The following is a 24,086-nucleotide window of genomic DNA, read 5'->3' as shown; positions in this document are numbered from 1 at the left end:
GGCTGCGTAGCGGCCCCGGGATTTATGCAACAGCACAGATTGTCGGGGCCGCTTTGCGGCCCTTTCGCGACGCAAGGCCGCTCCTACAAAGACCGCACAGCCATGCCAATCACTTTTTCTTGCCGCCCAGCAACGACCCCATCAACCCTCGCACCAGTTGCCTCCCAAACTGATTGGCCGCCTGGCGCACCGCCGACTTGATCGCCTGCCCCGCCGCGCTCTGCAAAAAATCGCCCGCCTTGTCAGCGAAACTCTCTTCATCCGCCTTCGGCACTGGCGCCGGCTCCACTGGCTCACCTTTACGCTGGGTCAGCATTTCATACGCCGACTCCCGGTCGATCGCCTTGTCGTACCGCCCCAGCAGAGGTGAAGCCGCGATCAATGCACTGCGTTCGGCCGCACTCAATGGGCCGATCCGCGATTGCGGTGGCGCGATCAGTACCCGTTGGACCATCGCCGGCGTCCCCTTCTCTTCCAAAGTGCCGACCAGCGCCTCGCCAATCCCCAGCTCGGTCAACACCGCAAGGCTGTCGAACGCCGGGTTGGGGCGGAAGCCATCAGCCACAGCCTTGAGCGACTTCTGTTCTTTGGCGGTAAAGGCACGCAGGCCATGCTGAATGCGCAAACCCAACTGGGCCAGGACGCTATCGGGCAGATCGCTCGGCGATTGGGTGACGAAATACACCCCAACCCCCTTGGAACGAATCAGCCGCACCACCTGCTCCAGCCGGTCCTGCAACGCTTTCGGCGTGCCGTTGAACAACAGGTGCGCCTCATCGAAAAACAGCGCCAGCACAGGCTTGTCGGCATCACCGCGCTCCGGCAGCTGCTCGAACAGTTCAGCCAGTAGCCATAGCAGGAAGGTGGCGTAAACCTTCGGCGCTTCATGCACCAGCCGGCTGGCATCAAGCAGGTGAATGCGCCCACGGCCATCGGCATCTGGCCGCAGCAGATCTTCCAGTTGCAGCGCCGGTTCACCAAACAACGCCTCGGCACCTTGCTGCTCCAGGGTTGCCAGCCGGCGCAGCAAGGCCTGGGTCGAGCCAGTGGTCATCAATGCGCTGTCTTCGCCGAGCAGCTGCGGGTTGTCCTTCAGATGCGCCAACAAGGCCTTGAGGTCTTTCAGGTCGAGCAGCAGCAAGCCTTCACGATCCGCCACCTTGAACGCCGCATACAGCGCTGCCTGCTGACTGTCGGTCAACTCCAGCAGATTACCGAGCAATAACGGGCCCATTTCGCTGAGGGTTGTGCGCAAAGGGTGGCCAAGCTGCCCGGCCACCTCCCAGAGCGACACCGGATAGGCCCGTGGCACATGCCCCAGCCAAGGCATGCCAGCGATTCGCTCAGCCACCTTGCCTTGTGGCGCGCCTGCCGCCCCCAGGCCACACAGGTCGCCTTTGACATCTGCGGCGAACACCGCCACGCCGGCATCGCTGAACACTTCCGCCAGGTGCTGCAGAGTCACGGTCTTGCCAGTACCGGTAGCCCCGGCGACCAGGCCGTGGCGATTGGCCAGGCGCATGGCTTGCTGCACTGGCTGACCGCTCGGGTCAGCGCCTACAACTATGGTCGAAGTTTCCGACATCTCTTTATTCCCCCGCTCAAGCTTTAGCTTAATTCGGCCGATACCTTTGGGTGATATTCGCCTTAATAGACAGGAGCAACCGAAAAAGGACTTTTCGGGATGGTGCACTGTTTGCAGCGATACCGTGCGAACGCCCGATAAAAACCTTAGCGGAACCGATTACGCCATGAACAAAAACCTGCGTTTCAGCCACAAGATCCTTTTGGCTGCATCATTGATCGTGATACTCGCCTTCAGCCTGTTCACCCTTTACAACGATTACCTCCAGCGTAATGCGATCCGCGAGAATCTGGAGAATTATCTGGCTGAAATGGGCGAATCCACTTCGACCAACATCCGCAACCTGTTCGATGGCCGTATCAAGCTGGTGGAAAACCTGGCGCAGAACATTGCCCAGCAACCGTCCAATGCCGAAACACTGATGGGCCAGAATGCCCTGATCTCGAGCTTCCTCACTGTTTACCTGGGCAAGGTCGATGGTGGTTTCAGCGTGCGCCCGGACGCCAAGATGCCCGAGGGCTACGACCCGCGCACCCGCCCCTGGTACAAGGACGGCATGAATGCCCAAGGTGCGATTCTCACCGAACCCTACATCGACCTGACCACCAACAAGATGGTCATCGGCATCCTCAGCAAGGTTTCCGGCAGCGTCGGCGTGGTCGGTGGCGACCTTGCCCTCGATGGCCTGGTGCAGATCATCAATTCGCTGAACTTCGGCGGCATGGGTTATGCGTTCCTGGTCAACGACCAGGGCAAGATCCTGGTCCACCCGGACAAGGAGCTGGTGATGAAGTCGCTGTCGGACCTGTTCCCGCAGCACACGCCGAAACTGTCCGGTGAGCTGACCGAAGTCGACGCCAATGGCCAGCCCCGCCTGCTGACCTTCACCCCGATCAAGGGCCTGCCATCGGCCAACTGGTACATCGGCCTGTCGGTAGACAAGGACAAGGCCTTTGCCATGCTCAGCACCTTCCGCACCTCGGCAGTGATCGCCACATTGGTGGCCGTGGTGATCATCATTGGCTTGCTCGGCCTGCTAATCCGCGTGCTGATGCAGCCACTGCACACCATGACCCGCGCCATGGAGGACATCGCCGAAGGTGAAGGCGACCTCACCAAACGCCTGAACATCCACAATCACGATGAATTTGGCATCCTCGGCAAAGCCTTCAACCGCTTCGTCGAACGTATCCACGGTTCGATTCGTGAAGTCTCGTCGGCGACCGAGCAGGTCAATGAAGTGGCCCTGCGCGTCATCAGCGCCTCGAATTCGTCCATGGCCAATTCCGACGAGCAGTCCAACCGCACCAACAGCGTCGCCGCAGCCATCAACGAACTGGGCGCCGCCGCCCAGGAAATCGCCGGCAATGCCGCCCAGGCCTCTCAGCACGCCAGTTCCGCGCGCCTGCTGGCCGAAGAAGGCCAGCAGGTGGTAGAGCGCAACATCGCAGCGATGAACCGCCTGTCCGACCTGATCGTCACCTCGAGCGCGCACATCGAGACGCTCAACAGCAAGACCGTGAACATCGGCCAAATCCTCGAAGTGATCACCAGCATTTCCCAGCAGACCAACCTGCTGGCGCTCAACGCAGCGATCGAAGCGGCGCGCGCCGGTGAAGCAGGGCGTGGTTTTGCCGTGGTCGCCGACGAGGTACGCAACCTGGCGCACCGCACCCAGGAGTCGGCACAGCAGGTGCAGACCATGATCGAAGAGCTGCAGGTCGGTGCCCGCGAGTCGGTCGACACCATGGGCCAGAGCCAGCGCCACAGCCAGGACAGCATGCAGATTGCCAACCAGGCCGGCGAACGCCTGGACAGCGTGACCGTGCGCATCGGCGAGATCGACGGCATGAACCAGTCGGTGGCCACCGCCACTGAAGAGCAGACCGCGGTGGTCGACTCGATCAACATGGACATCAACGAGATCAACATGCTCAACCAGGAAGGCGTCGAGAACCTGCAGGCCACCCTGCGCGCCTGCTCGGACCTTGAGCAGCAAGCCACCCGCCTGAAACACCTGGTCGGCAGCTTCCGCATCTGACCGTCAAACCGCGTCGCCTGCTTCGCGGCTAAAGCCGCTCCCACAGGATCTCCCTTGCCCTCCAGGCCGAGGTGATCGCTCTGGGAGCGGCTTTAGCCGCGAAGAATCCAGCACTGCACTCACGCCCAACCCCGATCGAACAAACTATCCTTCAGGAAGGTCAACTTTTAGGCGCGTCATTACCAGATGACAGACCCGAAGACGATCCCGGAGGGATGCTGATCGTGCACATCGCCGACATCACCATGTTCTACGCCCCGGCCAGCGGCGGCGTGCGGACGTATCTGGATGCCAAACACCACCGCCTCGACGCCCTTCCGGGCGTACACCACAGCCTCCTGATCCCCGGCGCCAGCGCCAGCGATGCCGATGGCATCTACCAGGTCCCCGCACCGCCCTTGCCGTTCGGCAAAGGCTACCGTTTCCCGGTACGCCTGGCGCCGTGGTGCAATGTGCTGCGCCGGCTCAAGCCCGACCTGATCGAAGTCGGCGACCCGTACCTCACTGCCTGGGCCGCACTGGAAGCCCGGCGCCAGCTCGACGTGCCGGTGATCGGTTTCTACCATTCCGACCTGCCGCTGCTGGTGAGCAACCGTATGGGCAACTGGTTCACGCCCAATGTCGAGGCCTATGTCAGCAAGCTGTATGGCAATTTCGACCGGGTACTGGCGCCGAGCCTGGTGATGGCCGACAAGCTGCGCCGGCTTGGCGTGCGTGACGTGCACGTGCAGCGCCTGGGTGTCGACCTGAACACCTTCCACCCCGACCATCGCGACCCGCAGCTGCGGGCCCAGCTGGGTATAGCCGATACCAGCCGCCTGCTCATCTACGCCGGGCGCGGTTCACGCGAGAAGAACCTGCCGGTGCTGCTCGAATGCATGCAACACCTGGGGCGCCCCTACCACCTGTTGCTGGTCGGCTCGAACATGCCCGCCAATGTGCCCGAGAACGTCAGCGTCATCGACCAGTTCCGCCCACCGCAGGAGGTCGCACGCCTGGTCGCCAGCGCCGACCTGCTGGTGCACGCCGGCGACCAGGAGACTTTCGGCCTGGTCATCCTCGAGGCCATGGCCAGCGCCACCCCGGTGGTCGCCGTACGCGCCGGGGCATTTGGCGAAATCGTCAACGAACAGTGCGGGCGGCTGTGCCGGGCCAACGATGGCCAAGCCATGGCACTGGCCGTGCGCGAAGCGTTCGAGGCCGGGGTGCGCAAGCTCGGCGCCCAGGCCCGCCAGCACGTGGAGCAACACTATTCATGGGACAACGTGGTGGCTGGCCTGCTGCAACACTACCAGTCCGTGCTCGGCCACCAACCGCAGGTGCGCGCCCATGGATGAGCCCGGCAGTGCCTCGGGCAGCCTGATGCTGGTGCTGCACGATATCGCGCCCGAAACCTGGCCTGACTACCAGCCGTTCGTGCAGGCCGTGGACGAGATGGGCAATGTGCCAATGACCTGGCTGGTGGTGCCGGATTTCCACCATCGCAACCCGTTGACCCGCTCACCGACCTTCTGCCGCCTGCTCGAACGGCGCCTGGCACGGGGGGACGAACTGGCGCTGCACGGCCTCTACCACGCCGACGATGGCCCCCCACCGCGCAACCTCGGCGAATACTTCATGCGGCGTATCTACACCCACGAAGGCGAGTTCTACGCCCTCGATCAGGCGCAAGCCCTGCAGCGCCTGGAACAAGGTCTGGCCGTGTTCGATCGGCAAGGCTGGCCGGTGGCCGGTTTCGTCGCCCCGGCCTGGCTGATGAGCCAAGGCACTCGACAGGCGCTGAGCCAGTTGCCGCTGCGCTACACCAGCACGCCCCAGCACCTTTATCGTTTACCTGACTTCACCGCCTATGAAGCGCCAGGCCTGGTATGGAGCGCACGCAGCGCCTGGCGCCGTGGGCTGTCGAGGGTGGTCTGCGACTGGCAGTGTCGGCGCTTGCGCACAGCCGAAACCCTGCGCCTGGGCCTCCACCCGGTCGACATGCGCCACAGCTCGTCGCGCAACTACTGGCTGCGCACCCTCGACAACCTGCTGCTGCAAGGCCGTGAGCCGTTGACCAAGTCGACCTGGCTGGAGCGCCAGGTGATCGCATGAACCGCGTCGGCTGGCTGGCCCTGGCGTTGGTAGGCGCCCTGCTGGTGCCAACACTGTTGGGCGGCAACGAGCTGATGCCCAGGCTGATGGCCTTCGATACCAGGCTGTTGCTGGCCCTGCTGGGCATGATCCTGCTGTGCTGGGTGATCAATGCCATTCGCCTGCGCTTGCTACTGGGCCAGCAAGCTGCGCAGCTTGGCCATGTACGTAGCCTGGGCGTGGTAATGGCAACCGAGTTCGCCATCTGCACCACCCCTGGAGGCAGCGGCGGGCCGGTCACCCTCATGGCCTTGCTCGCCCGTGACCGCATCGGGCCGGCCCGCAGCGGTGCGGTGTTTGCCATGGATCAGTTGAACGACCTGCTGTTCTTCTTCTGCGCGATGCTGGCAATTGCCGGTTATGCGCTGTTCCACAGCCTTGGACGCAGCCAGCAAAGCATGCTGCTGGGCAGCGCGCTGCTGCTGTGCGCCGCCCTGGCCACGATCGTGCTGCTGCTGCGTTACCGGCGTGCACTGATGCGCTTCAACGGGAGGGTGCTGCAGCGGTTGGGGATGCCTGGCAAACGCAGGCGCCGCTGGGCACGCAAGGTTCTGCATTTCATCGACGCCCTGGCGCAGACCTGGCAGTTGCCCAAGCGAACCTTGGCAATGGTGTTCGCCCTCACCTGCTTGCACTGGAGCCTGCGCTACAGCGTGCTTTACCTGGTGCTGCAAGGTCTGGGGGTGGAACTGTCGTGGATCCCGAGCTTTCTGGTGCAGATGCTGTCGCTCAGCGCCGGGCAATTCAGCCTGCTGCCCGGTGGCGCTGGTGCCGCCGAGTTGACCTCGGCAAGTCTGCTGACTCCGCTGGTTGGCAGTTCGACGGCCGCAGCCGCGATCCTGATCTGGCGAGCGATCACTTACTACTTTTATCTGCTGGCGGGTGGGCCGGTGTTTGTCTGCCTGCTGGCGCGTCCGCTGCTGGAGCGCTGGCGGCGTCAGGCGGGTTGAGCTGGCGCCAGAGCTCGGCGGCATCCGGGAAGTCGGTGCCGTCTTCGTCGCCCAGGGCTTCGGGGTCGTAGCGGGCCAGGCAGCCTTCGCCGAGGGTGGGCGGGGGTGAGGCAGTGGGTTTGTTACGTGAACTTGCCATTGCTGTATCGCTCCCGATTGTCGGGGGCGCTTTGCGCCCCTTTCGCGACACAAGGCCGCTCCTACAGCAGAAGGCGATTTCCTGTAGGAGCGGCCTTGTGTAGCGAAAGGGCTGCAAAGCAGCCCCATACATGGATCAGTCGAACACCACGGTCTTGTTGCCATGCACCAGCACGCGGTCTTCCAGGTGATAGCGCAGGCCGCGGGCCAGCACCATCTTCTCGACGTCACGGCCGAAGCGGACCATGTCTTCGATGCTGTCGGCGTGGCTCACGCGCACCACGTCCTGCTCGATGATGGGGCCGGCATCCAGCTCTTCAGTCACATAGTGGCAGGTCGCACCGATCAGCTTCACACCTCGCAGGGCGGCCTGGTGGTACGGCTTGGCACCGACGAACGACGGCAGGAAGCTGTGGTGGATGTTGATGACCTTCTCGGCATAGTCCTGGCACAGCTGCGGCGGCAGGATCTGCATGTAGCGCGCCAGCACCACCACGTCAGCCGCGTGCTCCTGTACCAGGCGCGACACTTCGGCAAAAGCCGGGGCCTTGTCCTTGGGGTCGACCGGAACGTGGAAGAACGGAATGCCGTGCCACTCGACCATGCTGCGCAGGTCGTTGTGGTTGGAAATCACACAAGGGATCTCGCAATCCAGCTCATCGGTGTGCCAGCGGTGCAGCAGGTCGGCCAGGCAGTGTGATTCGCGGCTGGCCATCAGCACCACGCGCTTCTTCTGCGCCGAGTCGGTGATACGCCAGGTCATGGAGAACTCTTCGGCGATAGGCGCGAAGGCTTCGCGGAACGCCTCGATACCAAATGGCAGCGATTCTGCACGGATTTCATGGCGCATGAAGAACCAGCCGCTCTGCTCATCGGAGTGGTGGCTGGCTTCGTTGATCCAGCCATTGTACAAGGCCAGGAAATTACTGACTTTCGCCACGATGCCAACACGGTCGGGGCAGGCGATCACCAGACGATAGGTGCGCATGAATTAAGACTCCAGAACTTCGCAAAGGCGCTCATTCTAGCGGCCCGACCAGAAAAACGCAGTAATCATTGCGCCCGCCGGTAGCGCCATGCCCGCAAAGGCTACGTGCGAGCTTGGCTGACTACAGCCTGATGACAATCAGGGCCAATTGCAGGGCATATGTAAATTTTTCTTAATCTTGAGATATTTTGTCACAGCGTTAATAACAGTTAACGCCCGAATAATATGTTTACTTGAGAGTATCGCCTGTCTATTATTGACCTACACATTTCTGAACACGCATTAAGGAACACTCCATGTCCCTGATCAACGAGTACCGCGCTACCGAAGAAGCCATCAAGGAACTTCAGGCCCGCCTGGCCAACCTGTCTCAGGATGACAAGCTGAAGAAAGAACTGGAGTTCGAAGGCAAACTGCGTACGCTGATGGGTGAATACTCCAAGTCGCTGCGCGACGTCATCGCCCTGCTCGACCCAGAATCGAAACTGAGCAAAGCCCCGCGCGGTGCAGCGAAACCTGTCGCCACCAAGCGTGCGCGCAAGGTCAAGCAATACAAAAACCCGCACAACGGTGAAGTCATCGAAACCAAAGGCGGCAACCACAAGACCCTGAAAGAATGGAAAGCCAAATGGGGTGGCGATGTGGTTGAAAGCTGGGCGACTCTGCTGGACTGATTGTCCACAGCCTCGCGCTGCATATACAAACAAAAACGCCGGCCTGCTGCCGGCGTTTTTGTTTGCTCTGTCAAAGGCTGATAGCAAACTGCTCACGCAAGTTGCGGGCATGCACCTCCCAGGCGTCCAACACCCGCCGCCCAGCCTCGTCAGCATTGGCCCAGGCCCCCCGCCTGGCCTGCTCGAAATCACCCAGCGTATTGGGTGCCCCCCACTGCGGGTCGCTCAGACGCTGCTGGCAGAAACCATACCAGCGCTGGCGCTCTTCACTGTTCAAGGTTTCAGGGAAGTTCCGGGCGCGATAACGGAACAACAACTCCGGCAGGCGCGGATCATCGAACATCCAGTGGCCGTGCCCTAACTGGGCAGGGTCCAGCGTGCGAACTTGCTCGCACAGGCGGCGGTCGCGGTCACCGATGAAACCGTCATACAACTGTTGTTCCGGGTCTTCAACCGCAGCGAAATCCTCCTTGCCGTAGATATGCGCTAGCTTGTCTTGCCAGGCCGGCTGTTGATTAGCCAACTCTTCAGCGCGTGTTTGAATCACTTTCAGATCGATGCCCAGCCGTTGCTGATCCGCAGGGCGCAATACCGAGAGCGGAGCGACTACCGGGCAGCGATTGATCTGCACCAACTTGAGCGGGACGGGTAATTGTCCTTCCGATAATTCCTCATGCCGCGTGTACAAACGCTCGCGCAGTACCTCGGCACTTTCCCTTATTAACGGTAGGGTTTCCTGATGCAGGTCGCACACAATCAGTGCATTGCGATTACGCGGGTGCCAGGCCAATGGCAAGACCACACCCAGATAATTACGCGACGAAGAAAACCGCCCGGATATATGCACCAACGGCTGCAATAGACGAATCTGCTCCATCACTTTGTGCTTGCTGCGCAACTGGAACAGCCACTCGTACAACTTGGGCTGCTTCTGCCTTATCAGGCGCGCCAAAGCGATCGTGGCCCGTACGTCGGAAAGCGCTTCATGAGCATGCCCATGGTCGATGCCATTGGCCTTGCTGAGCAACTCCAGACGCAGGCTGGTGCGGCCATCCTGCTGCGGCCAGACGATGCCTTCCGGGCGCAAGGCGTAAGCGGTGCGCACCACGTCGATCAGGTCCCAGCGGCTGTTGCCACCCTGCCATTCGCGGGCGTAGGGGTCGAAGAAGTTACGGTAGAGGCTGTATCGGGTCACTTCGTCGTCGAAGCGCAGGGTGTTGTAGCCGGCACCGCATGTGCCGGGGCGCGCCAGCTGCTGGTGGACCCGGGTCATGAACTCGGCTTCGCACAGGCCCTGGTGAGCAAGTTGCTCGGGGGTGATGCCGGTGACCAGGCAGGCGGCCGGGTGCGGCAGAATATCGTCCGAGGGGTGGCAGTAAAGGCTGATCGGGTCTTCGATCTCGTTGAGGTCGAGATCGGTGCGCACACCAGCGACCTGCAGCGGCCGGTCGCAGCGCGGGTTGATGCCAGTGGTTTCGTAGTCGTGCCAGAAGATGCTGGTAGTCACGGGGTCGTCCTGTTTCAAGGTCGACCCGATTTTAGCGGAGCCAGGCTCAGGCGGAAGCGTTGGCGGGGCGGAAACTGAAATAGTCGCGCAGCGAGCGGACGAATTCTTCGTATTCGCGCGGCGCCTGCAGCAACATGAAACCGGAATCGTAGTGGCCCGGGGTCTGGTCTTCGCGGCACCACAGGCAACTGGCGGTCAGGTTGATGAACTGATACCCGCCACCGGCCAGCGGCAGACGCAATTGCAGCTCGAAGTCCGGGCCGACCAGCACCGGCAGCGAGCTGATCAACATGATCCCGTCTTCGGAGGCATTGCCCAGCTGACCGATCGGCTGATCGGTAAAGCGGTTGTAGACCTTGAGCACACAAGGCAGCTGATGGCGTTCGATATGGCGCTGGTTGAACATGATCGAAAGTGCAATCCCGTACCAGGTGCCAGGAATGCTAGGTACTGGCGGTTGTTGTAACAACTGAGTTACAGATTAGCGCAGCGTGACAGGCAAATCCCGTGAAATTAAAGACACCTTGGTGTTAACGCCAAGTGGGGGTATTCACCGGGTTGACCACCGCCGCCTCTGTACCCCGGTAGTGCCCGAGCTTCTGCAAGGTTTCCAGGCGCGCCTTGGCCCGATAGGCGTATTCATTGCCTGGGTACTGCTGGATCAGGTACTCGTAGGTCTGCGCAGCATCCACATAAAGCCTGTCACGCTCCAGGCACTGGCCACGCAGCAACGACACTTCCGGGTGGATGAACGGCCGCGCACGGCTGGTGCGGTCGACCTGCGACAACTCCAGCATGACCTTCGAACAATCGCCACGGTCATAGGCACGGTAGGCGTTGTTCAGGTGGTGGTCCATGGACCAGCGGGTGCAGCCGACGGTGCTGGCCGCCAGGGCAATTACGATCAGGGCGCGCATGGGGTATCTCCTTTGATGCCAGTGTATCGGCCATTGCCGGCAAATCTTCACAGCCTTTTGCAAGGATACCCCCGCCCGTTCAAATGCCACCCTGCGATGGTCGCAGGTAGTGCAACGGAACAATGACTACAGCGCAATTGAGGAGTAGCCTTTCGCTGCGCTTCACTATAGGAGTCTGTGCATGAGCATCCGCCGTACCAAAATCGTCGCCACCCTTGGCCCCGCCAGCAACTCGCCGGAAGTGATCGAACAGCTGATCCTTGCCGGCCTGGACGTGGCACGCCTGAACTTCTCCCACGGCACTCCGGACGAGCACAAGGCGCGCGCCCGCCTGATCCGTGACATCGCCGCCAAGAACGGCCGCCATGTCGCACTGCTGGGTGACCTGCAGGGTCCGAAGATCCGCATCGCCAAGTTCGCCAACAAGCGCATCGAACTGAAGATCGGTGACAAGTTCACCTTCTCCACCGCCCACCCGCTGACCGAAGGCAACCAGGACATCGTCGGTATCGACTATCCCGACCTGGTCAAGGACTGCGGCGTCGGTGACGAACTGCTGCTCGACGACGGCCGTGTGGTCATGCGCGTCGAGACCGCCACCGCAGACGCCCTGCACTGCGTGGTGATCATCGGTGGCCCGCTGTCGGACCACAAAGGCATCAACCGTAAAGGTGGCGGCCTGACCGCACCGGCCCTGACCGAAAAAGACAAGGCCGACATCAAGCTGGCCGCGGAAATGGACCTGGACTACCTGGCCGTCTCCTTCCCGCGTGACGCCAGCGACATGGAATACGCGCGCAAACTGCGTGACGAAGCCGGCGGCAGCGCCTGGCTGGTGGCCAAGATCGAACGTGCCGAGGCCGTAGCTGACGACGAGACCCTGGACAAACTGATCGCAGCCTCGGACGCGGTGATGGTTGCCCGTGGCGACCTGGGTGTGGAAATCGGCGACGCCGAGCTGATCGCCATCCAGAAAAAGATCATCCAGCACGCCCGCCGCAACAACAAGGCAGTGATCGTCGCGACCCAGATGATGGAGTCGATGATCCAGAACCCGATGCCGACCCGCGCCGAAGTGTCCGACGTGGCCAACGCCGTGCTGGACAACACCGATGCGGTGATGCTGTCGGCCGAAAGCGCCGCGGGCTCCTACCCGATCGAAGCCGTACAGGCCATGGCCCGTATCTGCCTGGGCGCCGAGAAGCACCCGACCAGCCAGAAGTCCAGCCACCGCCTGCACACCACCTTCGAGCGTTGCGACGAAAGCATCGCCCTGGCGGCCATGTACACCGCCAACCACTTCCCAGGCGTGAAAGCGATCATCGCCCTGACCGAAAGTGGCTACACCCCGCTGATCATGTCGCGCCTTCGCTCGCACGTGCCGATCTTCGCACTGTCGCCGCACCGCGCCACCCAGGCACGGGCCAACATGTTCCGCGGCGTCTACCCGATTGCCTTCGACCCGGCTTCGCTGCCGGCCGACAAGGTCAGCCAGGCGGCCGTCGACGAGCTGCTCAAGCGCGGCCTGGTGGAGCAAGGTGACTGGGTGATCCTGACCAAGGGTGACAGCTACCACACCATCGGCGGCACCAACGGCATGAAGATCCTGCACGTCGGTGATCCACTGGTCGGCTGATCTGCCGCTCCCAAGGGGGCCGCTTGGCGGCCCCATTCGCGGGCAAGCCCGCTCCCACAGTTCTGCACCCGCCTTGAGGCTTATGCGGTACCTGTGGGAGCGGGCTTGCCCGCGAAAGGGCCAGCACTTTCACTAAAATACTTCAGGCATGTTCCAAGAACACATCAGTAAACACCTGCCCCCGCGGCACCCCGGCAATGAACAACCGCCGGGCAAACCGCTCGACACTCCCAGGCGCCCCGCACACCAACGCCACCGTTTGCCGCGATGAAGGCCGCAACCCCACCAGCGCTTCATCCATCTGCTCTGCCAATACCAGCTCCACCTTCACACCTTCCAGCCGCAGCAATGGCTCCGCCAGATAGTGCGCAACGCTGTCCCGCGCCACATGCACCACCCGAATCTCCCCTTGATGCCCCTGGCGCAATGCTTCGCGCAAGATGCCCCACAACGGCGCCAACCCGGTGCCCGCCGCCAATAGCCAGAGCGGCCGTGCGTGCCAGTCCGGGTCGTAATGCAGCGCCCCCCCCCTGAACTCACCAAGGCGCAACTGGTCGCCCACCTGCAGCCCCCGGGCCTTGTCGCAGAAGGCACCCGGCCGCTGGCAGTCGATATGAAACTCAAGAAAGTCTTCTTCGCCCGGCAGGCTGGCAATCGAGTAGGGCCTTGCCACAGCACCGCTCCACAGCACCACATGCTGCCCCGCCTGATAACGCAACGCCCGCTCCGGTCGCAGCCGTACGCGCAGCACATCGCCGAACGTGTCCACTGCACATACCCGCGTCGGCACCCCGTCCTGCTGCGGGTCGAATACCGCCACGCGCAGGTCCTCGACCACCCGGCACTGGCAGGCCAGGCGCCAGCCCAGGGCATGCTTGTCCAGCGCCAGGGCCTCGGGCAAGGCATCAGCCGGCTGACCTGCCAGGCAATGCACCAGGCAGGCGTGGCAACTGCCCGCACGGCAGCTGTAGGGCACATTCAGCCCTGCCTCGTTCAGGGCATCGAGCAGGTTGCTGCCAGCCGGCACCGTCCAGCGGCGCGCGCCCACGCAAAGTTCAGGCATGGTAAGTCTTTCTCCATCGAGCACCGGGTCACTGTATGCCAAGCGCGCATTGGCAGCAAAAAGGATGCCTGCTACCTGCCGACCATGGTCCAGACCACGCGCAGGTGTTTCGCGCGGTGAGGCGCGCTATACTGCCGCGCCCTTTTGCGTCGGCCAGCCTGCCGGCGCGCCTTGCAAGGCGCTTCGACACGCTGGTCGGCACCGTCGAGCGTCTTTTTGAATGTTCCCGTCTTTAAGAGGAGCGCGCTGCATGACCGTGATCAAGCAAGACGACCTGATTCAGAGCGTCGCCGACGCCCTGCAATTCATCTCGTACTACCACCCCGTCGATTTCATCCAGGCGATGCACGAAGCCTACCTGCGTGAAGAGTCGCCTGCCGCACGCGACTCGATCGCCCAGATCCTGATCAACTCGCGCATGTGCGCCACCGGCCACCGCCCGATCTGCCAGGACACTGGTATCGTCACCGTGTTCATCCGCGTGGGCATGGACGTGCGCTGGGACGGCGCCACCATGAGCGTCGACGACATGATCAACGAAGGTGTGCGTCGCGCCTACAACCTGCCTGAAAACGTCCTGCGCGCCTCGATCCTGGCCGACCCGGCCGGTGCCCGCAAGAACACCAAGGACAACACCCCGGCCGTCATCCACTACTCCATCGTCCCGGGCGACAAGGTCGAAGTCGACGTCGCAGCCAAAGGCGGCGGCTCGGAGAACAAGTCGAAGATGGCCATGCTCAACCCGTCCGACTCGATCGTCGACTGGGTACTGAAGACCGTCCCGACCATGGGCGCTGGCTGGTGCCCGCCTGGCATGCTCGGCATCGGCATCGGTGGTACTGCCGAGAAGGCTGCGGTAATGGCCAAGGAAGTGTTGATGGAGTCCATCGACATCCACGAACTGAAAGCCCGTGGCCCGCAGAACCGCCTCGAAGAGATCCGCCTGGAGCTGTTCGACAAGGTCAACCAGCTGGGCATCGGCGCCCAGGGCCTGGGTGGCCTGACCACCGTGCTCGACGTCAAGATCATGGACTACCCGACTCACGCCGCCTCGCTGCCGGTGTGCATGATCCCGAACTGCGCCGCCACCCGTCACGCCCACTTCGTGCTCGACGGCAACGGCCCGGCCGAGCTGGAAGCGCCGTCGCTGGACGCCTACCCGGAAATCGTCTGGGAAGCTGGTCCGAGCGCCCGTCGCGTCAACCTCGACGACATCACCCCGGAAGAAGTCGCCAGCTGGAAGCCGGGCGAGACCATCCTGCTCAACGGCAAGATGCTCACCGGCCGCGACGCTGCGCACAAGCGCATGGTCGAGATGCTCAACCGCGGTGAAGAACTGCCGGTCGACCTCAAAGGCCGCTTCATCTACTACGTCGGCCCGGTCGACCCGGTCGGTGACGAAGTGGTAGGCCCAGCCGGCCCGACCACTGCCACCCGCATGGACAAGTTCACCCGCCAGATCCTCGAGCAGACCGGCCTGCTGGGCATGATCGGCAAGTCCGAGCGTGGCCCGACCGCCATCGAAGCGATCAAGGACAACAAGGCCGTGTACCTGATGGCCGTAGGTGGCGCTGCCTACCTGGTGGCCCAGGCCATCCGCAAGTCGAAGGTCCTGGCCTTCGCCGAGCTGGGCATGGAAGCGATCTACGAGTTCGAGGTCAAGGACATGCCGGTGACCGTCGCTGTCGACAGCAACGGTGAGTCGGTGCACATCACTGGCCCTGCCCTGTGGCAGAGCAAGATTGCCGAGAGCCTGGCAGTCGAAGTGAAGTAAACCTGATGTAAATGCGGCGCCTGCTTCGCGGGCAAGCCCGCTCCCACAGATATCGCGCAAGCTTGAGGGCTATGCGAAACCTGGGGGAGCGTGCTCGTCCGCGAAGCAGGCGCCACCGCCCTCACAGGATTCTCTCGAACTGCTCCGGCCAGTCCCTGCGGGTAAACACCTGCCCTTCCTGCCTCACCCGCCTCACTTCCTCAAGATCCACTTCACACACCAGCCACTGGCTGCTCACCGGGCTCAACGCCTCACTCAGCGCAACCACCCCGTCCCCCGGCATGCCGTGATCTGGCGGCACGAACAGCCCAGCCCGGCCGATGTTCTCGTCCAGTGCCGGCGACCACGCTGCCACGCCGGCTGTCGGGCTCTGCAACACGGCTATCTGGTTCTCCAGCGCTCGTGCCTGCGCGCCAATGCGCACCCGATGGTAACCCGCTTCAGTGTCGGTGCAGCTCGGCGCCAGAATCAGGTCGGCACCCCCCTCGGCCAGGCGCCGCGCCAGCATTGGGAACTCATTGTCATAGCAGATCAGGATGCCCAGGCGGCCAAGATCGGTGTCGAACACCTGCAGCCCATCACCTGCGGCAATGCCCCACTGCTCCCGCTCGAAGCGGGTCATGATCAGTTTGTCCTGATAGCCGAGCATGCCCTTGGGGCCGAACAGCCAGGCACGGTTGCGGTACTGCCCATCGAGGTCGAGCACTGGCAGGCTGCCCGGCTGCAGGTAGATGCCCCAGCGCCGGGCAATCCCTTCGCACAACGCCAACCAGGGCTCGATCAGCGGCTGAATGCCGGCGATCGAAGCCTTGAGGTCGCCACGCTGTTCGGCCGGCAACTGGCCGCTGAGCACCAGGCCGGCGTATTCGGGCAGCAACAGCAGCTGGGCGCCCGCCTCTACGGCCTCGGCACACAAGACCTGCAAGTGGTCGGCATAGGCATCCCAGGTTTCATGCAGCTCGATGGCGTACTGGCAGGCCGCGAGGCGGATCAAATCGGCAGCTCCTTGGTCCAGAACGACATGATCTTTTCCGAGCTTTGCGCCTCGTCCAGGTCGCGCCAGGCGTAGCGGGTACGCAGGGAGGGGTCATGCAGGAAGCCGCGGTTGCGCCAGAACCCGTGCAGCGGCTTGTAGTCCGCAGGCCGGCGCGGATGCACACCTGGGCGCTCCACGGCACAGAACGCGCAGAAGTCGAATTCGGCCAGTTTGTGGGCATAAGACTCGCGTTCTATGAAAAAGCGCACGCCCAGCCCACGGCCACGGTAGGCCGGCAGTACCAGCGATTCAGCGAAGTAGTAGACGCTGGCCGGGTCGCGCCCCAGCGCCAGAAACGGCTGCTGGAACTCCGGGGCCACATCTACCAGCGGCAGGCCGGTCGAAGCACCCACCACCTCGCCGTCGTCAATCGCCAGCACCACCAGGCTGCGCCCGGAGCGGGTGTAGCTGGCCAGGTAGTCTGCCTCGTACTCCGCAGTACCGTCGTAGAGGTAGGGAAACTCGCGAAACACGGTCAGGCGCAGGCGAGCGAGGTCATCGATGTAAGGCGCGATAGCGGCGCCGTGCAACAGGCGTATTTCCATGCTTGGCGGTCGTTTTGTCGAGGTGGATGACGCGCTCGGCTAAGCCGGGCTTGAGGGGAAACCCTATCATCCAAGCCAACACACCGCCTTTTCCCTACACGACAGGTATTGTTCCATGACCGCTACCGAACTGGTAAATGCTTACTACGCAGCCTTCAACGCCGGCGACATGCCAGCGTTCCTGGCACTGCTCAGTGAAGACGTGATCCACGACATCAACCAGGGCGAGCGGCACATGGGCAAAGCGAAATTTGCCGCCTTCATGGACAAGATGAACCGTTGCTACCGCGAGCGCCTGGCCGACATCGTGGTGATGCAGAATGCCGACGGCAGCCGGGCGGCGGCGGAGTTCACCGTGCATGGCCAATACCTGGCCGACGACGAAGGATTGCCGGCGGCCAAAGGGCAGACCTATGTGCTGCCGGCGGGGGCATTCTTCTACATTCACTGCGGCAAGATTGCCCGGGTCACCAACTACTACAACCTCAATGACTGGGTCGAGCAGGTCGGTTGAGCGTCGCAGCCCTGTAGGAGCGGCCCCTATGTCGCGAAAGGGCCGCAACGCGGCCCCAGCGATCTTCGCATTGATGCTAAGCCCTGGGGCCGCGTTGCGGCCCATTCGCGACCCAAGGCCGCTCCTACAAAAGCCACGTTAATCAGGTGATACGGGTCCCCAGCACTTTCAGGAAGGCCGCCAGCCAGGCCGGGTGCGCCGGCCAGGCTGGCGCGGTTACCAGGTTGCCATTCACATGCGCCTGGTCCACCGCGATATCGATGAACGTGCCACCGGCCAGGCGCACCTCTGGCGCACAGGCCGGATACGCACTGCACTCACGCCCTTCCAGCACACCCGCCGCTGCCAGCAACTGCGCGCCATGGCACACCGCCGCGATCGGCTTGCCGGCCTGGTTGAATGCCCGCACCAGCTCCAGTACCCGCTCATCCAGGCGCAGGTACTCCGGCGCACGGCCCCCGGGGATCAGCAACGCGTCGTACCCCTCGGGCCGCACCCGCACGAAATCGTAGTTCAGGGCAAAATTGTGCCCTGGCTTTTCGCTGTAGGTCTGCTCACCCTCGAAATCATGAATGGCCGTGCGTACGGTCTGCCCGGCGACCTTCTCCGGGCACACCGCGTGAACCGTGTGGCCGACCATGCTCAGTGCCTGAAACGGCACCATGGCCTCGTAATCTTCGACGTAGTCGCCAACCAGCATGAGAATTTTTTTCGCCGTCATCGCACCCACTCCTTCGCTTGCCAAGGGACAGTCACTGCACGATAGCCGCTCTCAGTCGCGCCGGTCGAGGAAGTTGACCACCAGCCGGTCCAGCCAGCCCCACACGCGCTGCTTGACCCGACGCCACAGCGGCCGGGCATGCCAGTGGTCAAGGTCGACCACCTGGCTCAAGGCAAAATCACGCTCGAAGCTGGCCTGCACGGCGGCCGTCAACGGCGGGTCGAGTGCCTCGATGTTGGCCTCCAGATTGAAGCGCAGGTTCCAGTGATCGAAATTGCACGAACCGACACTGACCCAGTCGTCGATCAGCACCATCTTCAGGTGCAGGAAACACGGCTGATACTCGTAGATACGCACCCCGGCACGTAGCAATCGGGGGTAGTAGCGGTGCCCGGCATAGCGCACCGAAGGGTGGTCGGTGCGCGGCCCGGTCAGCAGCAAGCGCACGTCGACGCCTTTGCCGGCAGCCCGGCGCAACGACCGGCGCACGCTCCAGGTTGGCAGGAAGTACGGCGTGGCCAGCCACACCCGCTGCTTGCCGCTGTTGATCGCCCGCACCAGCGAATGCAGGATGTCCTGATGCTGGCGGGCGTCGGCGTAGGCCACCCGGCCCATGCCCTGGCCTTGCGCCGGTACCTTGGGCAAGCGCGGCAGGCCAAAGCCCTCGGCCGGGCGCCAGGCGGTGCGGCGGTTGTTGGCTTGCCACTGGCGGTCGAACAGCAACTGCCAGTCGTTCACCACGGGCCCTTGCAACTGCACCATCACCTCGTGCCAGGCGCTGGTCGCCTCACCAGGCGTCCAGAACTCGTCGGTGACGCCCGTGCCTCCCACCACGGCCCAGCGCTCGTCCACCAGCAACAGCTTGCGATGGTCGCGATACAGGTTGCGCAAACCACGCTTCCAGCGCAGGCGGTTGTACCAGCGCAAGTACACCCCGGCCTCCACCAGGCGCTGGCGCAACGCCGCGGTAAACGCCAGCGAGCCATAGTCATCGAACAGGCAACGCACCCGCACGCCGCGCCGCGCAGCCTGCTCCAGCGCCTCGACCACCGCCTCGGCACAGGCACCAGCCTCGACCAGGTACAACTCCAGGTCGACCTGGAATTCGGCGCGCACGATCGCCTGAATCATGCGCGGAAAGAATTCGGGCCCATCGATCAGCAGTTCGAACTCATTGCCATCCCGCCAGGGGAAGACCGGCCCCGACATGTCAGCGGGCGTTGAAGATCAGCACCGCATTGACCGGTACCGAAGGGTTGATGGATTTCAGCTTGGCGAACTTGCGCAGGCTTTCCAACCCGGGCAGCAGGCCAAAGTCCGAAGCCCGCAGCACCAGCGGTTCGAGGGTCACCACCTGGAAGCGCCGCTGATCCAGGCGGGTCGCCAGCAGCAGCGCGTTGTAGCTGTGCGACTGGCCATGCAGGGTAACGGTCAGCGGCAGGCGCAGTTCGATCTGCGCGCCATCGGCCAGGTCGTTGATTGGCCGCAGGTCGATCTGCGCCTTGACGCTCGCCTCGGCGAAGCGCCCCACCTCGAACAGGTTGTCGCGCATCTGCTCGTCACGCAGCGGGATGCCGCTGCTTACCGAGTCCATCTCGATACTCAGCGCGGCCCTACCGTTGCGGTCGACGTTGCCGTGCAACACCAAAAAGCGATGCACCTCGGCGGTATCGCCGTTTTTGCCGGTGACGAAGGACAGGCGTGACGACTCGCCATCAAGGTGCCAGTTGGCGTGGGCGGGCAGGCACAAAGCCAGCAGCAGGGCAGGCAGAAGACGGGGCAGCTTGAACATGACAGGTCTCGTGAAACTTGACCGCCAACCTTACCCGCCCGCCTTCATGGCAGCAAGCGGCAGCCTGCCTGCGCACCCTGCCAGGCCGCCTCGTTGCGCTGGCCCAGGCCCTCGGCGCTGACCCGCCGTTGCGGGCTGTGTTCCTCCAGCCGGCTCAGGGGTAACCACTGCTTCACATACCCCCGGCAATAGGCCTCATCGAAGCCCATGACGAAGCGGCACGAGCAGTACTCCTTGGCCGAATAGGCCGAAAGGATACCGGGGAAGTCCGCCAACGCCTGGCGCTCCAGCCAGGCCCAGCCGAGAGAGGCGACGGTCAGCAGCACCAGCACGCGCTTCATGCGCCCTCCTTGGCCAGCGCCGCCAGCACCCGCTTCAGCATTTCGTTGTGGCTGTAGCTGCCGTCGCGGTCATCGGCGTAGCGCACGATCAGCAGTTTCTGCGACGGCACGATATACAGCGCCTGGCCCCAGTGGCCGAGCGCGGCGTAGGTATCCGTCGGGGCATCGGGCCAGGGCACCGGGCTACCTGGTAATGGCAGATTGAGCCACCAATGGCCACCCGGGTTGGCTTCGCCGGGGATGGCAGCAGCCTGGGTAAACAGCGTTCGGTTGAAAGCAACCCAGCTCGCGGGCAGCAACTGGCGTCCCTGCCAGCGGCCATCGCGCTGCATCAGCAAGCCGATGCGCGCCAGGTCGCGGGCACTGAGATAGAGGTAGGACGAGCCGACAAAGGTGCCCGCGCCATCACGCTCCCAGACCGCGCTGTCGATGCCCAGCGGGGTGAACAATGCCTGCCAGGGGTAGTCGGCATAGCCACTGGCGTCGAGCATGCCGCGCAGCGCTGCAGCCAACACGTTGCTGTCCCCGCTGGAGTAGAGAAAACGCTGGCCAGGGTTTTCGCTGCGCGTTCGAGCTGCGGTGTAGGCCGCCATGTCGTTGCGCCCGCGGGTATAGAGCATCGCCACCACCGAGGACTTCAATGGCGCGTATTCATAGTCTTCCTGCCAGTCCAGGCCGCTGGCCCAATGCAGCAAGTCAGCCAGGCGCACGTCGGGATGGGCCTGCATGGGCGGGTAATAGCGCGCCGCGGGGTCCTGCAACTGGAAGCGCCCTTGCCCCTGCGCAACGCCCAGCACGGTGGCCAGGACGCTCTTGCTGACCGACCAGGTCAGGTGGGCAGTATTTGCGGTGGTGGGAGCGCTATAGCGTTCGTGGAGGATGCGACCATCGCGGATGATCAGCAAAGCGTCGCTGCGGATGCCGCTGCGTTCACTGGCGCTGCGTTCGGGGAAGGCGTACGCGTCGACGGCTTGCCAATCGATGGCAGCACTGTCGATTGGCCAGTCAGGCTCGGGCCAGACTTCGGCCCAGGCGGGCATGATGGTGAGGCCGATGATTGCCAACAGGGTCTTTATCATTGGAAGGCCTTGTTGGGGCTGCTGTGCAGCCCAGGATCTAAATGATCCCACAGTCTCTCAGGCCTTCATGACAACCCTGCTGCCAGCCAAGCCTTGGCCAACCTCTTTTCCCGCGCCGCAGTGGCCAGTGCCAGCACCCCCTGATCCCGCTGCCACAGCTGCGCCCACTGCTCCGGCCCCGCCAGCAGCGCCTTGTCGATCGCCCCACGCAGCTCCTGAAACTGCGAGAACAGCCCCCCCAGCAACAGGTGACAACCGACGCTGTCAGCGCATTGCCGACTACCCTCGGCACACCCCGCCAACAGCCCCAGCAAACGCAGGCGCAGCTCCTGCGGCCAGTCGCACTCCTGCCCCACCCCATACAACCAGGCGGTCAGCGACGCGAGCACGTAGAGGTCCTCCAGCGAGCGGAACGGTTTGACGTAGGCATCCCAACCATCGCCCGCGAGCAGCTCGCAGGCCGCATCCTGCAAGTGCAATCGGCCATGCCCCACCTCGGGCATCAGCGGCAGGGTCGGCAATGCTTCCAGCGTCACCCCTGCCTCCCCCGGGTAGACCACCGCCAGGTTCAGCCGTGGTGTTTCACCCAACGCTTCGCTGCGCGCGGCCACCAATAACCATTCTGCGTCGAGGCCGGCGGTGACGAAGTCCTTGTTGCCATTCAGGCGCAAACCGACCAGCCGGGTATGCATGTCCGCCGGGCGCACGCTACGCCGCTCGGTGGCGCACAGCGCGCCGAGGCTGGCGGGTGCACTGGGCCAGAGCACGCGCAAGGCGGCCTGGTAACCGATGAGAAACGCCAGACCGGGCGTGGCCATGGCGCGGCCGCCCAGCACCGCCAGTTCGAACGGGGCAACCGGGCCAAGGCGCTCGAGCTGCGCGGCATAGGTCTCGCCCAAGGTGCCGGCCAAAGGCTGGCGGAGGGGGTCGTTGAGTCGTTGCAACCAGGCCATCGGGCGCTCCTTCAAGGGGCTGTTCTGGGGGGTGTCATGCAAGCATCACCAAAGATTCACAGGGGTGACACCGCGCCTACCTAGGCTGACTTTGCACAACAAAGCCGACCGGCCGCAACCCTTCATGGCTGGCTTATGGAGACTCGTAATGACTCGGATCGCTCACTCTGGCGACAACAGCACTGAACGCCGTCTGCAAGCCGAACGCCTGGTCGGCGCCACGGCCCTACAGGAAGCCCAGGCCCTGCGCTACAAAGTGTTCAGCGCAGAATTCAAGGCCAAGCTCAAAGGCGCCGAACTGGGCCTGGACATGGATGACTACGACGTACACTGCCGCCACATCGGCGTGCGCGACCTGAGCACCGGCGAACTGGTAGCTACCACCCGCCTGCTCGACCACCAGGCCGCCAGCAGCCTGGGGCGCTTCTACAGTGAAGAAGAATTCAGCCTGCACGGCCTGCTGCAACTGCAGGGCCCAATACTCGAACTGGGCCGCACCTGCGTCGCCCCCGACTACCGCAACGGCGGCACCATCGCCGTGCTCTGGGGCGAGCTGGCCGAAGTGCTCAACGAAGGCCGCTACAGCTACCTGATGGGCTGCGCCAGCATCCCCATGCAGGACGGCGGCGTGCAGGCCCACGCGGTCATGCAGCGCCTTCGCGAGCGCTACCTGTGCACCGAGCACCTGCGCGCCGAACCGAAGAACCCGTTGCCCAGCCTGGCCCTGCCGAACAACGTCATCGCCGAAATGCCGCCGCTGCTCAAGGCCTACATGCGCCTGGGCGCAAAGATCTGCGGCGAGCCGTGCTGGGACGAGGACTTCCAGGTGGCCGATGTGTTCATCCTGCTCAAGCGTGACGACCTTTGTCCGCGCTACGCCCGCCACTTCAAGGCAGCGGTCTGATGCCGGGCGTGCGGGTGCTCGCCCGCCTCTCGCGGCTGCTGCTGGTGCTGGTGCTCGGCATGCTCATGGCTGGCGTCATCGCCGTGGGCGAGCGCCTGGGCATCAAGGCATCGATCGAGCTTCGCCAGCGCTGGTCGTGCTGGTTCATGAAGCGCCTGGTCGGCGCCCTGCCCTTCGAGGTACGGGTGATCGGCGAGCGGCCACAACAGCCAATGCTGTGGGTCAGCAACCACGTTTCCTGGACCGACATTCCCCTGCTCGGCATGTTGCTGCCGCTGTCGTTCCTGTCCAAGGCCGAAGTTCGCCACTGGCCGGTGGCCGGCTGGCTGGCAGAAAAGGCCGGCACGTTGTTCATTCGCCGCGGTGGTGGTGATGGCCAGCGCCTGCGCGCGCAGATCAGCGAGCAGCTGGGCCAAGCCCGGCCGCTGCTGATCTTCCCCGAAGGCACCACCACCGACGGTCGTCAGCTGCGCACCTTCCACGGCCGCCTGCTGGCCGGTGCCATCGACCAGGGCGTGGCAGTGCAGCCGGTGGCCATCCAGTACCTGCGCAATGGCGAAGCGGACCCGATTGCACCGTTCATAGGCGACGATGACCTGGTTTCGCACCTGATGCGACTGTTTGCCGAGCCCCGGGGTGAGGTGTGCATCCACTTGTTGAAGCCGATTGGCAGTGTCGAGAAGGAACGAGCGGCGCTGGCGTTTCAGGCGCAACAGGCGATTCACATGGCGCTGTTCGGGGTGGAGGAAGTGGCGGTGGTCCGTCAGGCACGTGCTGCATGAGTGTGTCTTGAAA

Annotated in this window: 24 protein-coding genes and 1 pseudogene; 11 read left to right on the top strand and 14 right to left on the bottom strand. The window is 63.4% G+C overall.

Annotated elements, in window-relative coordinates; genetic code table 11:
• Positions 1-109 precede the first annotated feature (109 nt).
• Positions 110-1,585, bottom strand: coding sequence for a helicase HerA-like domain-containing protein (locus H040_RS19075; RefSeq protein WP_027917932.1), 1,476 nt, complete (start codon positions 1,583-1,585; stop codon positions 110-112).
• On the opposite strand from H040_RS19075, the pseudogene H040_RS28180 reads away from it, so the two are divergent.
• The 5 genes and pseudogenes from H040_RS28180 to H040_RS19055 all read left to right on the top strand — a co-directional run.
• Positions 1,566-2,768: pseudogene (locus H040_RS28180) on the top strand (cache domain-containing protein); the annotation flags it as partial. The gene H040_RS19075 and the pseudogene H040_RS28180 overlap by 20 nt on opposite strands.
• A 93-nt stretch (positions 2,769-2,861) precedes the next feature.
• A complete protein-coding gene (locus tag H040_RS28175; RefSeq protein ID WP_371856889.1) occupies positions 2,862-3,626 on the top strand; it encodes a methyl-accepting chemotaxis protein in 765 nt (254 codons plus the stop codon).
• Between the two features lie 215 nt (positions 3,627-3,841).
• The gene (locus H040_RS19065; RefSeq protein ID WP_027917934.1) at positions 3,842-4,963 is read left to right on the top strand and encodes a glycosyltransferase family 4 protein; all 1,122 of its coding nucleotides are present in this window, start codon (positions 3,842-3,844) and stop codon (positions 4,961-4,963) included.
• The gene (locus H040_RS19060) at positions 4,956-5,720 is read left to right on the top strand and encodes a DUF2334 domain-containing protein (protein ID WP_027917935.1); all 765 of its coding nucleotides are present in this window, start codon (positions 4,956-4,958) and stop codon (positions 5,718-5,720) included. The genes H040_RS19065 and H040_RS19060 overlap by 8 nt, the downstream gene beginning before the upstream one ends.
• The gene (locus H040_RS19055; protein WP_027917936.1) at positions 5,717-6,709 is read left to right on the top strand and encodes a lysylphosphatidylglycerol synthase transmembrane domain-containing protein; all 993 of its coding nucleotides are present in this window, start codon (positions 5,717-5,719) and stop codon (positions 6,707-6,709) included. Before H040_RS19060 ends, H040_RS19055 begins: the two co-directional genes overlap by 4 nt.
• 274 nt (positions 6,710-6,983) lie before the next feature.
• On the opposite strand, the gene purU is transcribed toward H040_RS19055, so the two are convergent.
• Positions 6,984-7,835 (bottom strand): formyltetrahydrofolate deformylase, encoded by an 852-nt coding sequence (purU, locus tag H040_RS19045; protein ID WP_023378897.1) that lies wholly within the window; start codon positions 7,833-7,835, stop codon positions 6,984-6,986.
• 296 nt (positions 7,836-8,131) lie between these two features.
• Here purU and mvaT point away from each other — a divergent pair, with 296 nt between their 5' ends.
• Positions 8,132-8,509 carry a histone-like nucleoid-structuring protein MvaT gene (gene mvaT, locus H040_RS19040; protein WP_027917937.1) on the top strand — a complete coding sequence of 126 codons (378 nt, stop codon included), beginning with the start codon at positions 8,132-8,134 and terminating at the stop codon, positions 8,507-8,509.
• Positions 8,510-8,579: 70 nt separating this feature from the next.
• Here the strand turns inward: mvaT and sbcB are convergent, their stop codons facing one another.
• The 3 genes from sbcB to H040_RS19025 all read right to left on the bottom strand — a co-directional run bounded on the left by sbcB (position 8,580) and on the right by H040_RS19025 (position 10,933).
• A complete protein-coding gene (sbcB, locus tag H040_RS19035; RefSeq protein WP_027917938.1) occupies positions 8,580-10,016 on the bottom strand; it encodes an exodeoxyribonuclease I in 1,437 nt (478 codons plus the stop codon).
• 46 nt (positions 10,017-10,062) lie between these two features.
• On the bottom strand, positions 10,063-10,422 hold the full coding sequence (locus H040_RS19030) for a PilZ domain-containing protein (protein WP_027917939.1): 360 nt from the start codon (positions 10,420-10,422) through the stop codon (positions 10,063-10,065).
• A gap of 124 nt (positions 10,423-10,546) precedes the next feature.
• Positions 10,547-10,933 carry a hypothetical protein gene (locus H040_RS19025; protein ID WP_027917940.1) on the bottom strand — a complete coding sequence of 129 codons (387 nt, stop codon included), beginning with the start codon at positions 10,931-10,933 and terminating at the stop codon, positions 10,547-10,549.
• A gap of 181 nt (positions 10,934-11,114) precedes the next feature.
• On the opposite strand from H040_RS19025, the gene pyk reads away from it, so the two are divergent.
• Entirely contained in the window at positions 11,115-12,569 is a 1,455-nt protein-coding gene (pyk, locus tag H040_RS19020) for a pyruvate kinase (RefSeq protein WP_016713620.1), read from the top strand.
• A gap of 142 nt (positions 12,570-12,711) precedes the next feature.
• On the opposite strand, the gene H040_RS19015 is transcribed toward pyk, so the two are convergent.
• Positions 12,712-13,632: an iron-sulfur-binding ferredoxin reductase gene (locus H040_RS19015; RefSeq protein ID WP_027917941.1), complete on the bottom strand. Its 921-nt coding sequence runs from the start codon at positions 13,630-13,632 to the stop codon at positions 12,712-12,714.
• A 250-nt stretch (positions 13,633-13,882) separates the two neighbouring features.
• On the opposite strand from H040_RS19015, the gene H040_RS19010 reads away from it, so the two are divergent.
• Positions 13,883-15,406, top strand: a complete 1,524-nt coding sequence (locus tag H040_RS19010) for a fumarate hydratase (protein ID WP_027917942.1) — start codon at positions 13,883-13,885, stop codon at positions 15,404-15,406.
• Positions 15,407-15,527: 121 nt separating this feature from the next.
• Here the strand turns inward: H040_RS19010 and H040_RS19005 are convergent, their stop codons facing one another.
• A complete protein-coding gene (locus tag H040_RS19005; protein WP_027917943.1) occupies positions 15,528-16,400 on the bottom strand; it encodes a carbon-nitrogen hydrolase family protein in 873 nt (290 codons plus the stop codon).
• On the bottom strand, positions 16,397-16,987 hold the full coding sequence (locus tag H040_RS19000; RefSeq protein ID WP_027917944.1) for a GNAT family N-acetyltransferase: 591 nt from the start codon (positions 16,985-16,987) through the stop codon (positions 16,397-16,399). Before H040_RS19000 ends, H040_RS19005 begins: the two co-directional genes overlap by 4 nt.
• Positions 16,988-17,102: 115 nt before the next feature.
• Between H040_RS19000 and H040_RS18995 the strand changes: the two genes are divergently transcribed.
• Entirely contained in the window at positions 17,103-17,501 is a 399-nt protein-coding gene (locus H040_RS18995) for a nuclear transport factor 2 family protein (RefSeq protein ID WP_027917945.1), read from the top strand.
• 142 nt (positions 17,502-17,643) lie between these two features.
• Here H040_RS18995 and H040_RS18990 read toward each other — a convergent pair whose 3' ends face one another.
• The 6 genes from H040_RS18990 to H040_RS18965 all read right to left on the bottom strand — a co-directional run bounded on the left by H040_RS18990 (position 17,644) and on the right by H040_RS18965 (position 22,387).
• Positions 17,644-18,222 carry a DJ-1/PfpI family protein gene (locus H040_RS18990; RefSeq protein ID WP_027917946.1) on the bottom strand — a complete coding sequence of 193 codons (579 nt, stop codon included), beginning with the start codon at positions 18,220-18,222 and terminating at the stop codon, positions 17,644-17,646.
• Positions 18,223-18,273: 51 nt separating this feature from the next.
• Positions 18,274-19,431 carry a phospholipase D-like domain-containing protein gene (locus H040_RS18985; RefSeq protein ID WP_027917947.1) on the bottom strand — a complete coding sequence of 386 codons (1,158 nt, stop codon included), beginning with the start codon at positions 19,429-19,431 and terminating at the stop codon, positions 18,274-18,276.
• A gap of 1 nt (position 19,432) precedes the next feature.
• Positions 19,433-20,014, bottom strand: a complete 582-nt coding sequence (locus H040_RS18980) for a YceI family protein (RefSeq protein WP_027917948.1) — start codon at positions 20,012-20,014, stop codon at positions 19,433-19,435.
• Positions 20,015-20,058: 44 nt separating this feature from the next.
• On the bottom strand, positions 20,059-20,355 hold the full coding sequence (locus H040_RS18975) for a hypothetical protein (protein WP_027917949.1): 297 nt from the start codon (positions 20,353-20,355) through the stop codon (positions 20,059-20,061).
• Positions 20,352-21,434 carry a serine hydrolase domain-containing protein gene (locus H040_RS18970; protein ID WP_033696061.1) on the bottom strand — a complete coding sequence of 361 codons (1,083 nt, stop codon included), beginning with the start codon at positions 21,432-21,434 and terminating at the stop codon, positions 20,352-20,354. The genes H040_RS18975 and H040_RS18970 overlap by 4 nt, the downstream gene beginning before the upstream one ends.
• A gap of 65 nt (positions 21,435-21,499) precedes the next feature.
• Positions 21,500-22,387, bottom strand: coding sequence for an acyl-CoA dehydrogenase (locus H040_RS18965; RefSeq protein WP_027917951.1), 888 nt, complete (start codon positions 22,385-22,387; stop codon positions 21,500-21,502).
• Positions 22,388-22,535: 148 nt separating this feature from the next.
• Here H040_RS18965 and olsB point away from each other — a divergent pair, with 148 nt between their 5' ends.
• Both olsB and H040_RS18955 read left to right on the top strand, forming a co-directional pair.
• A complete protein-coding gene (gene olsB / locus H040_RS18960; protein ID WP_027917952.1) occupies positions 22,536-23,291 on the top strand; it encodes an L-ornithine N(alpha)-acyltransferase in 756 nt (251 codons plus the stop codon).
• Entirely contained in the window at positions 23,291-24,073 is a 783-nt protein-coding gene (locus tag H040_RS18955) for a lysophospholipid acyltransferase family protein (protein WP_027917953.1), read from the top strand. Before olsB ends, H040_RS18955 begins: the two co-directional genes overlap by 1 nt.
• Positions 24,074-24,086: the final 13 nt, after the last annotated feature.

The sequence above is a fragment of the Pseudomonas sp. URMO17WK12:I7 genome, from assembly GCF_003269045.1.
Classification (GTDB): Bacteria; Pseudomonadota; Gammaproteobacteria; order Pseudomonadales; family Pseudomonadaceae; genus Aquipseudomonas; species Aquipseudomonas putida_J.
This window is presented reverse-complemented; position numbering and strand designations above follow the sequence as displayed.

Coding starts and splice junctions, on each gene's coding strand:
- H040_RS19075 (WP_027917932.1), bottom strand. CDS start 1,585: ATGTCGGAAACTTCGACCATAGTTGTAGGCGCTGACCCGAGCGGTCAG.
- H040_RS28175 (WP_371856889.1), top strand. CDS start 2,862: ATGGCCAATTCCGACGAGCAGTCCAACCGCACCAACAGCGTCGCCGCA.
- H040_RS19065 (WP_027917934.1), top strand. CDS start 3,842: ATGCTGATCGTGCACATCGCCGACATCACCATGTTCTACGCCCCGGCC.
- H040_RS19060 (WP_027917935.1), top strand. CDS start 4,956: ATGGATGAGCCCGGCAGTGCCTCGGGCAGCCTGATGCTGGTGCTGCAC.
- H040_RS19055 (WP_027917936.1), top strand. CDS start 5,717: ATGAACCGCGTCGGCTGGCTGGCCCTGGCGTTGGTAGGCGCCCTGCTG.
- purU (WP_023378897.1), bottom strand. CDS start 7,835: ATGCGCACCTATCGTCTGGTGATCGCCTGCCCCGACCGTGTTGGCATC.
- mvaT (WP_027917937.1), top strand. CDS start 8,132: ATGTCCCTGATCAACGAGTACCGCGCTACCGAAGAAGCCATCAAGGAA.
- H040_RS19030 (WP_027917939.1), bottom strand. CDS start 10,422: ATGTTCAACCAGCGCCATATCGAACGCCATCAGCTGCCTTGTGTGCTC.
- H040_RS19025 (WP_027917940.1), bottom strand. CDS start 10,933: ATGCGCGCCCTGATCGTAATTGCCCTGGCGGCCAGCACCGTCGGCTGC.
- pyk (WP_016713620.1), top strand. CDS start 11,115: ATGAGCATCCGCCGTACCAAAATCGTCGCCACCCTTGGCCCCGCCAGC.
- H040_RS19015 (WP_027917941.1), bottom strand. CDS start 13,632: ATGCCTGAACTTTGCGTGGGCGCGCGCCGCTGGACGGTGCCGGCTGGC.
- H040_RS19010 (WP_027917942.1), top strand. CDS start 13,883: ATGACCGTGATCAAGCAAGACGACCTGATTCAGAGCGTCGCCGACGCC.
- H040_RS19000 (WP_027917944.1), bottom strand. CDS start 16,987: ATGGAAATACGCCTGTTGCACGGCGCCGCTATCGCGCCTTACATCGAT.
- H040_RS18995 (WP_027917945.1), top strand. CDS start 17,103: ATGACCGCTACCGAACTGGTAAATGCTTACTACGCAGCCTTCAACGCC.
- H040_RS18990 (WP_027917946.1), bottom strand. CDS start 18,222: ATGACGGCGAAAAAAATTCTCATGCTGGTTGGCGACTACGTCGAAGAT.
- H040_RS18985 (WP_027917947.1), bottom strand. CDS start 19,431: ATGTCGGGGCCGGTCTTCCCCTGGCGGGATGGCAATGAGTTCGAACTG.
- H040_RS18980 (WP_027917948.1), bottom strand. CDS start 20,014: ATGTTCAAGCTGCCCCGTCTTCTGCCTGCCCTGCTGCTGGCTTTGTGC.
- H040_RS18975 (WP_027917949.1), bottom strand. CDS start 20,355: ATGAAGCGCGTGCTGGTGCTGCTGACCGTCGCCTCTCTCGGCTGGGCC.
- H040_RS18970 (WP_033696061.1), bottom strand. CDS start 21,434: ATGATAAAGACCCTGTTGGCAATCATCGGCCTCACCATCATGCCCGCC.
- H040_RS18965 (WP_027917951.1), bottom strand. CDS start 22,387: ATGGCCTGGTTGCAACGACTCAACGACCCCCTCCGCCAGCCTTTGGCC.
- olsB (WP_027917952.1), top strand. CDS start 22,536: ATGACTCGGATCGCTCACTCTGGCGACAACAGCACTGAACGCCGTCTG.
- H040_RS18955 (WP_027917953.1), top strand. CDS start 23,291: ATGCCGGGCGTGCGGGTGCTCGCCCGCCTCTCGCGGCTGCTGCTGGTG.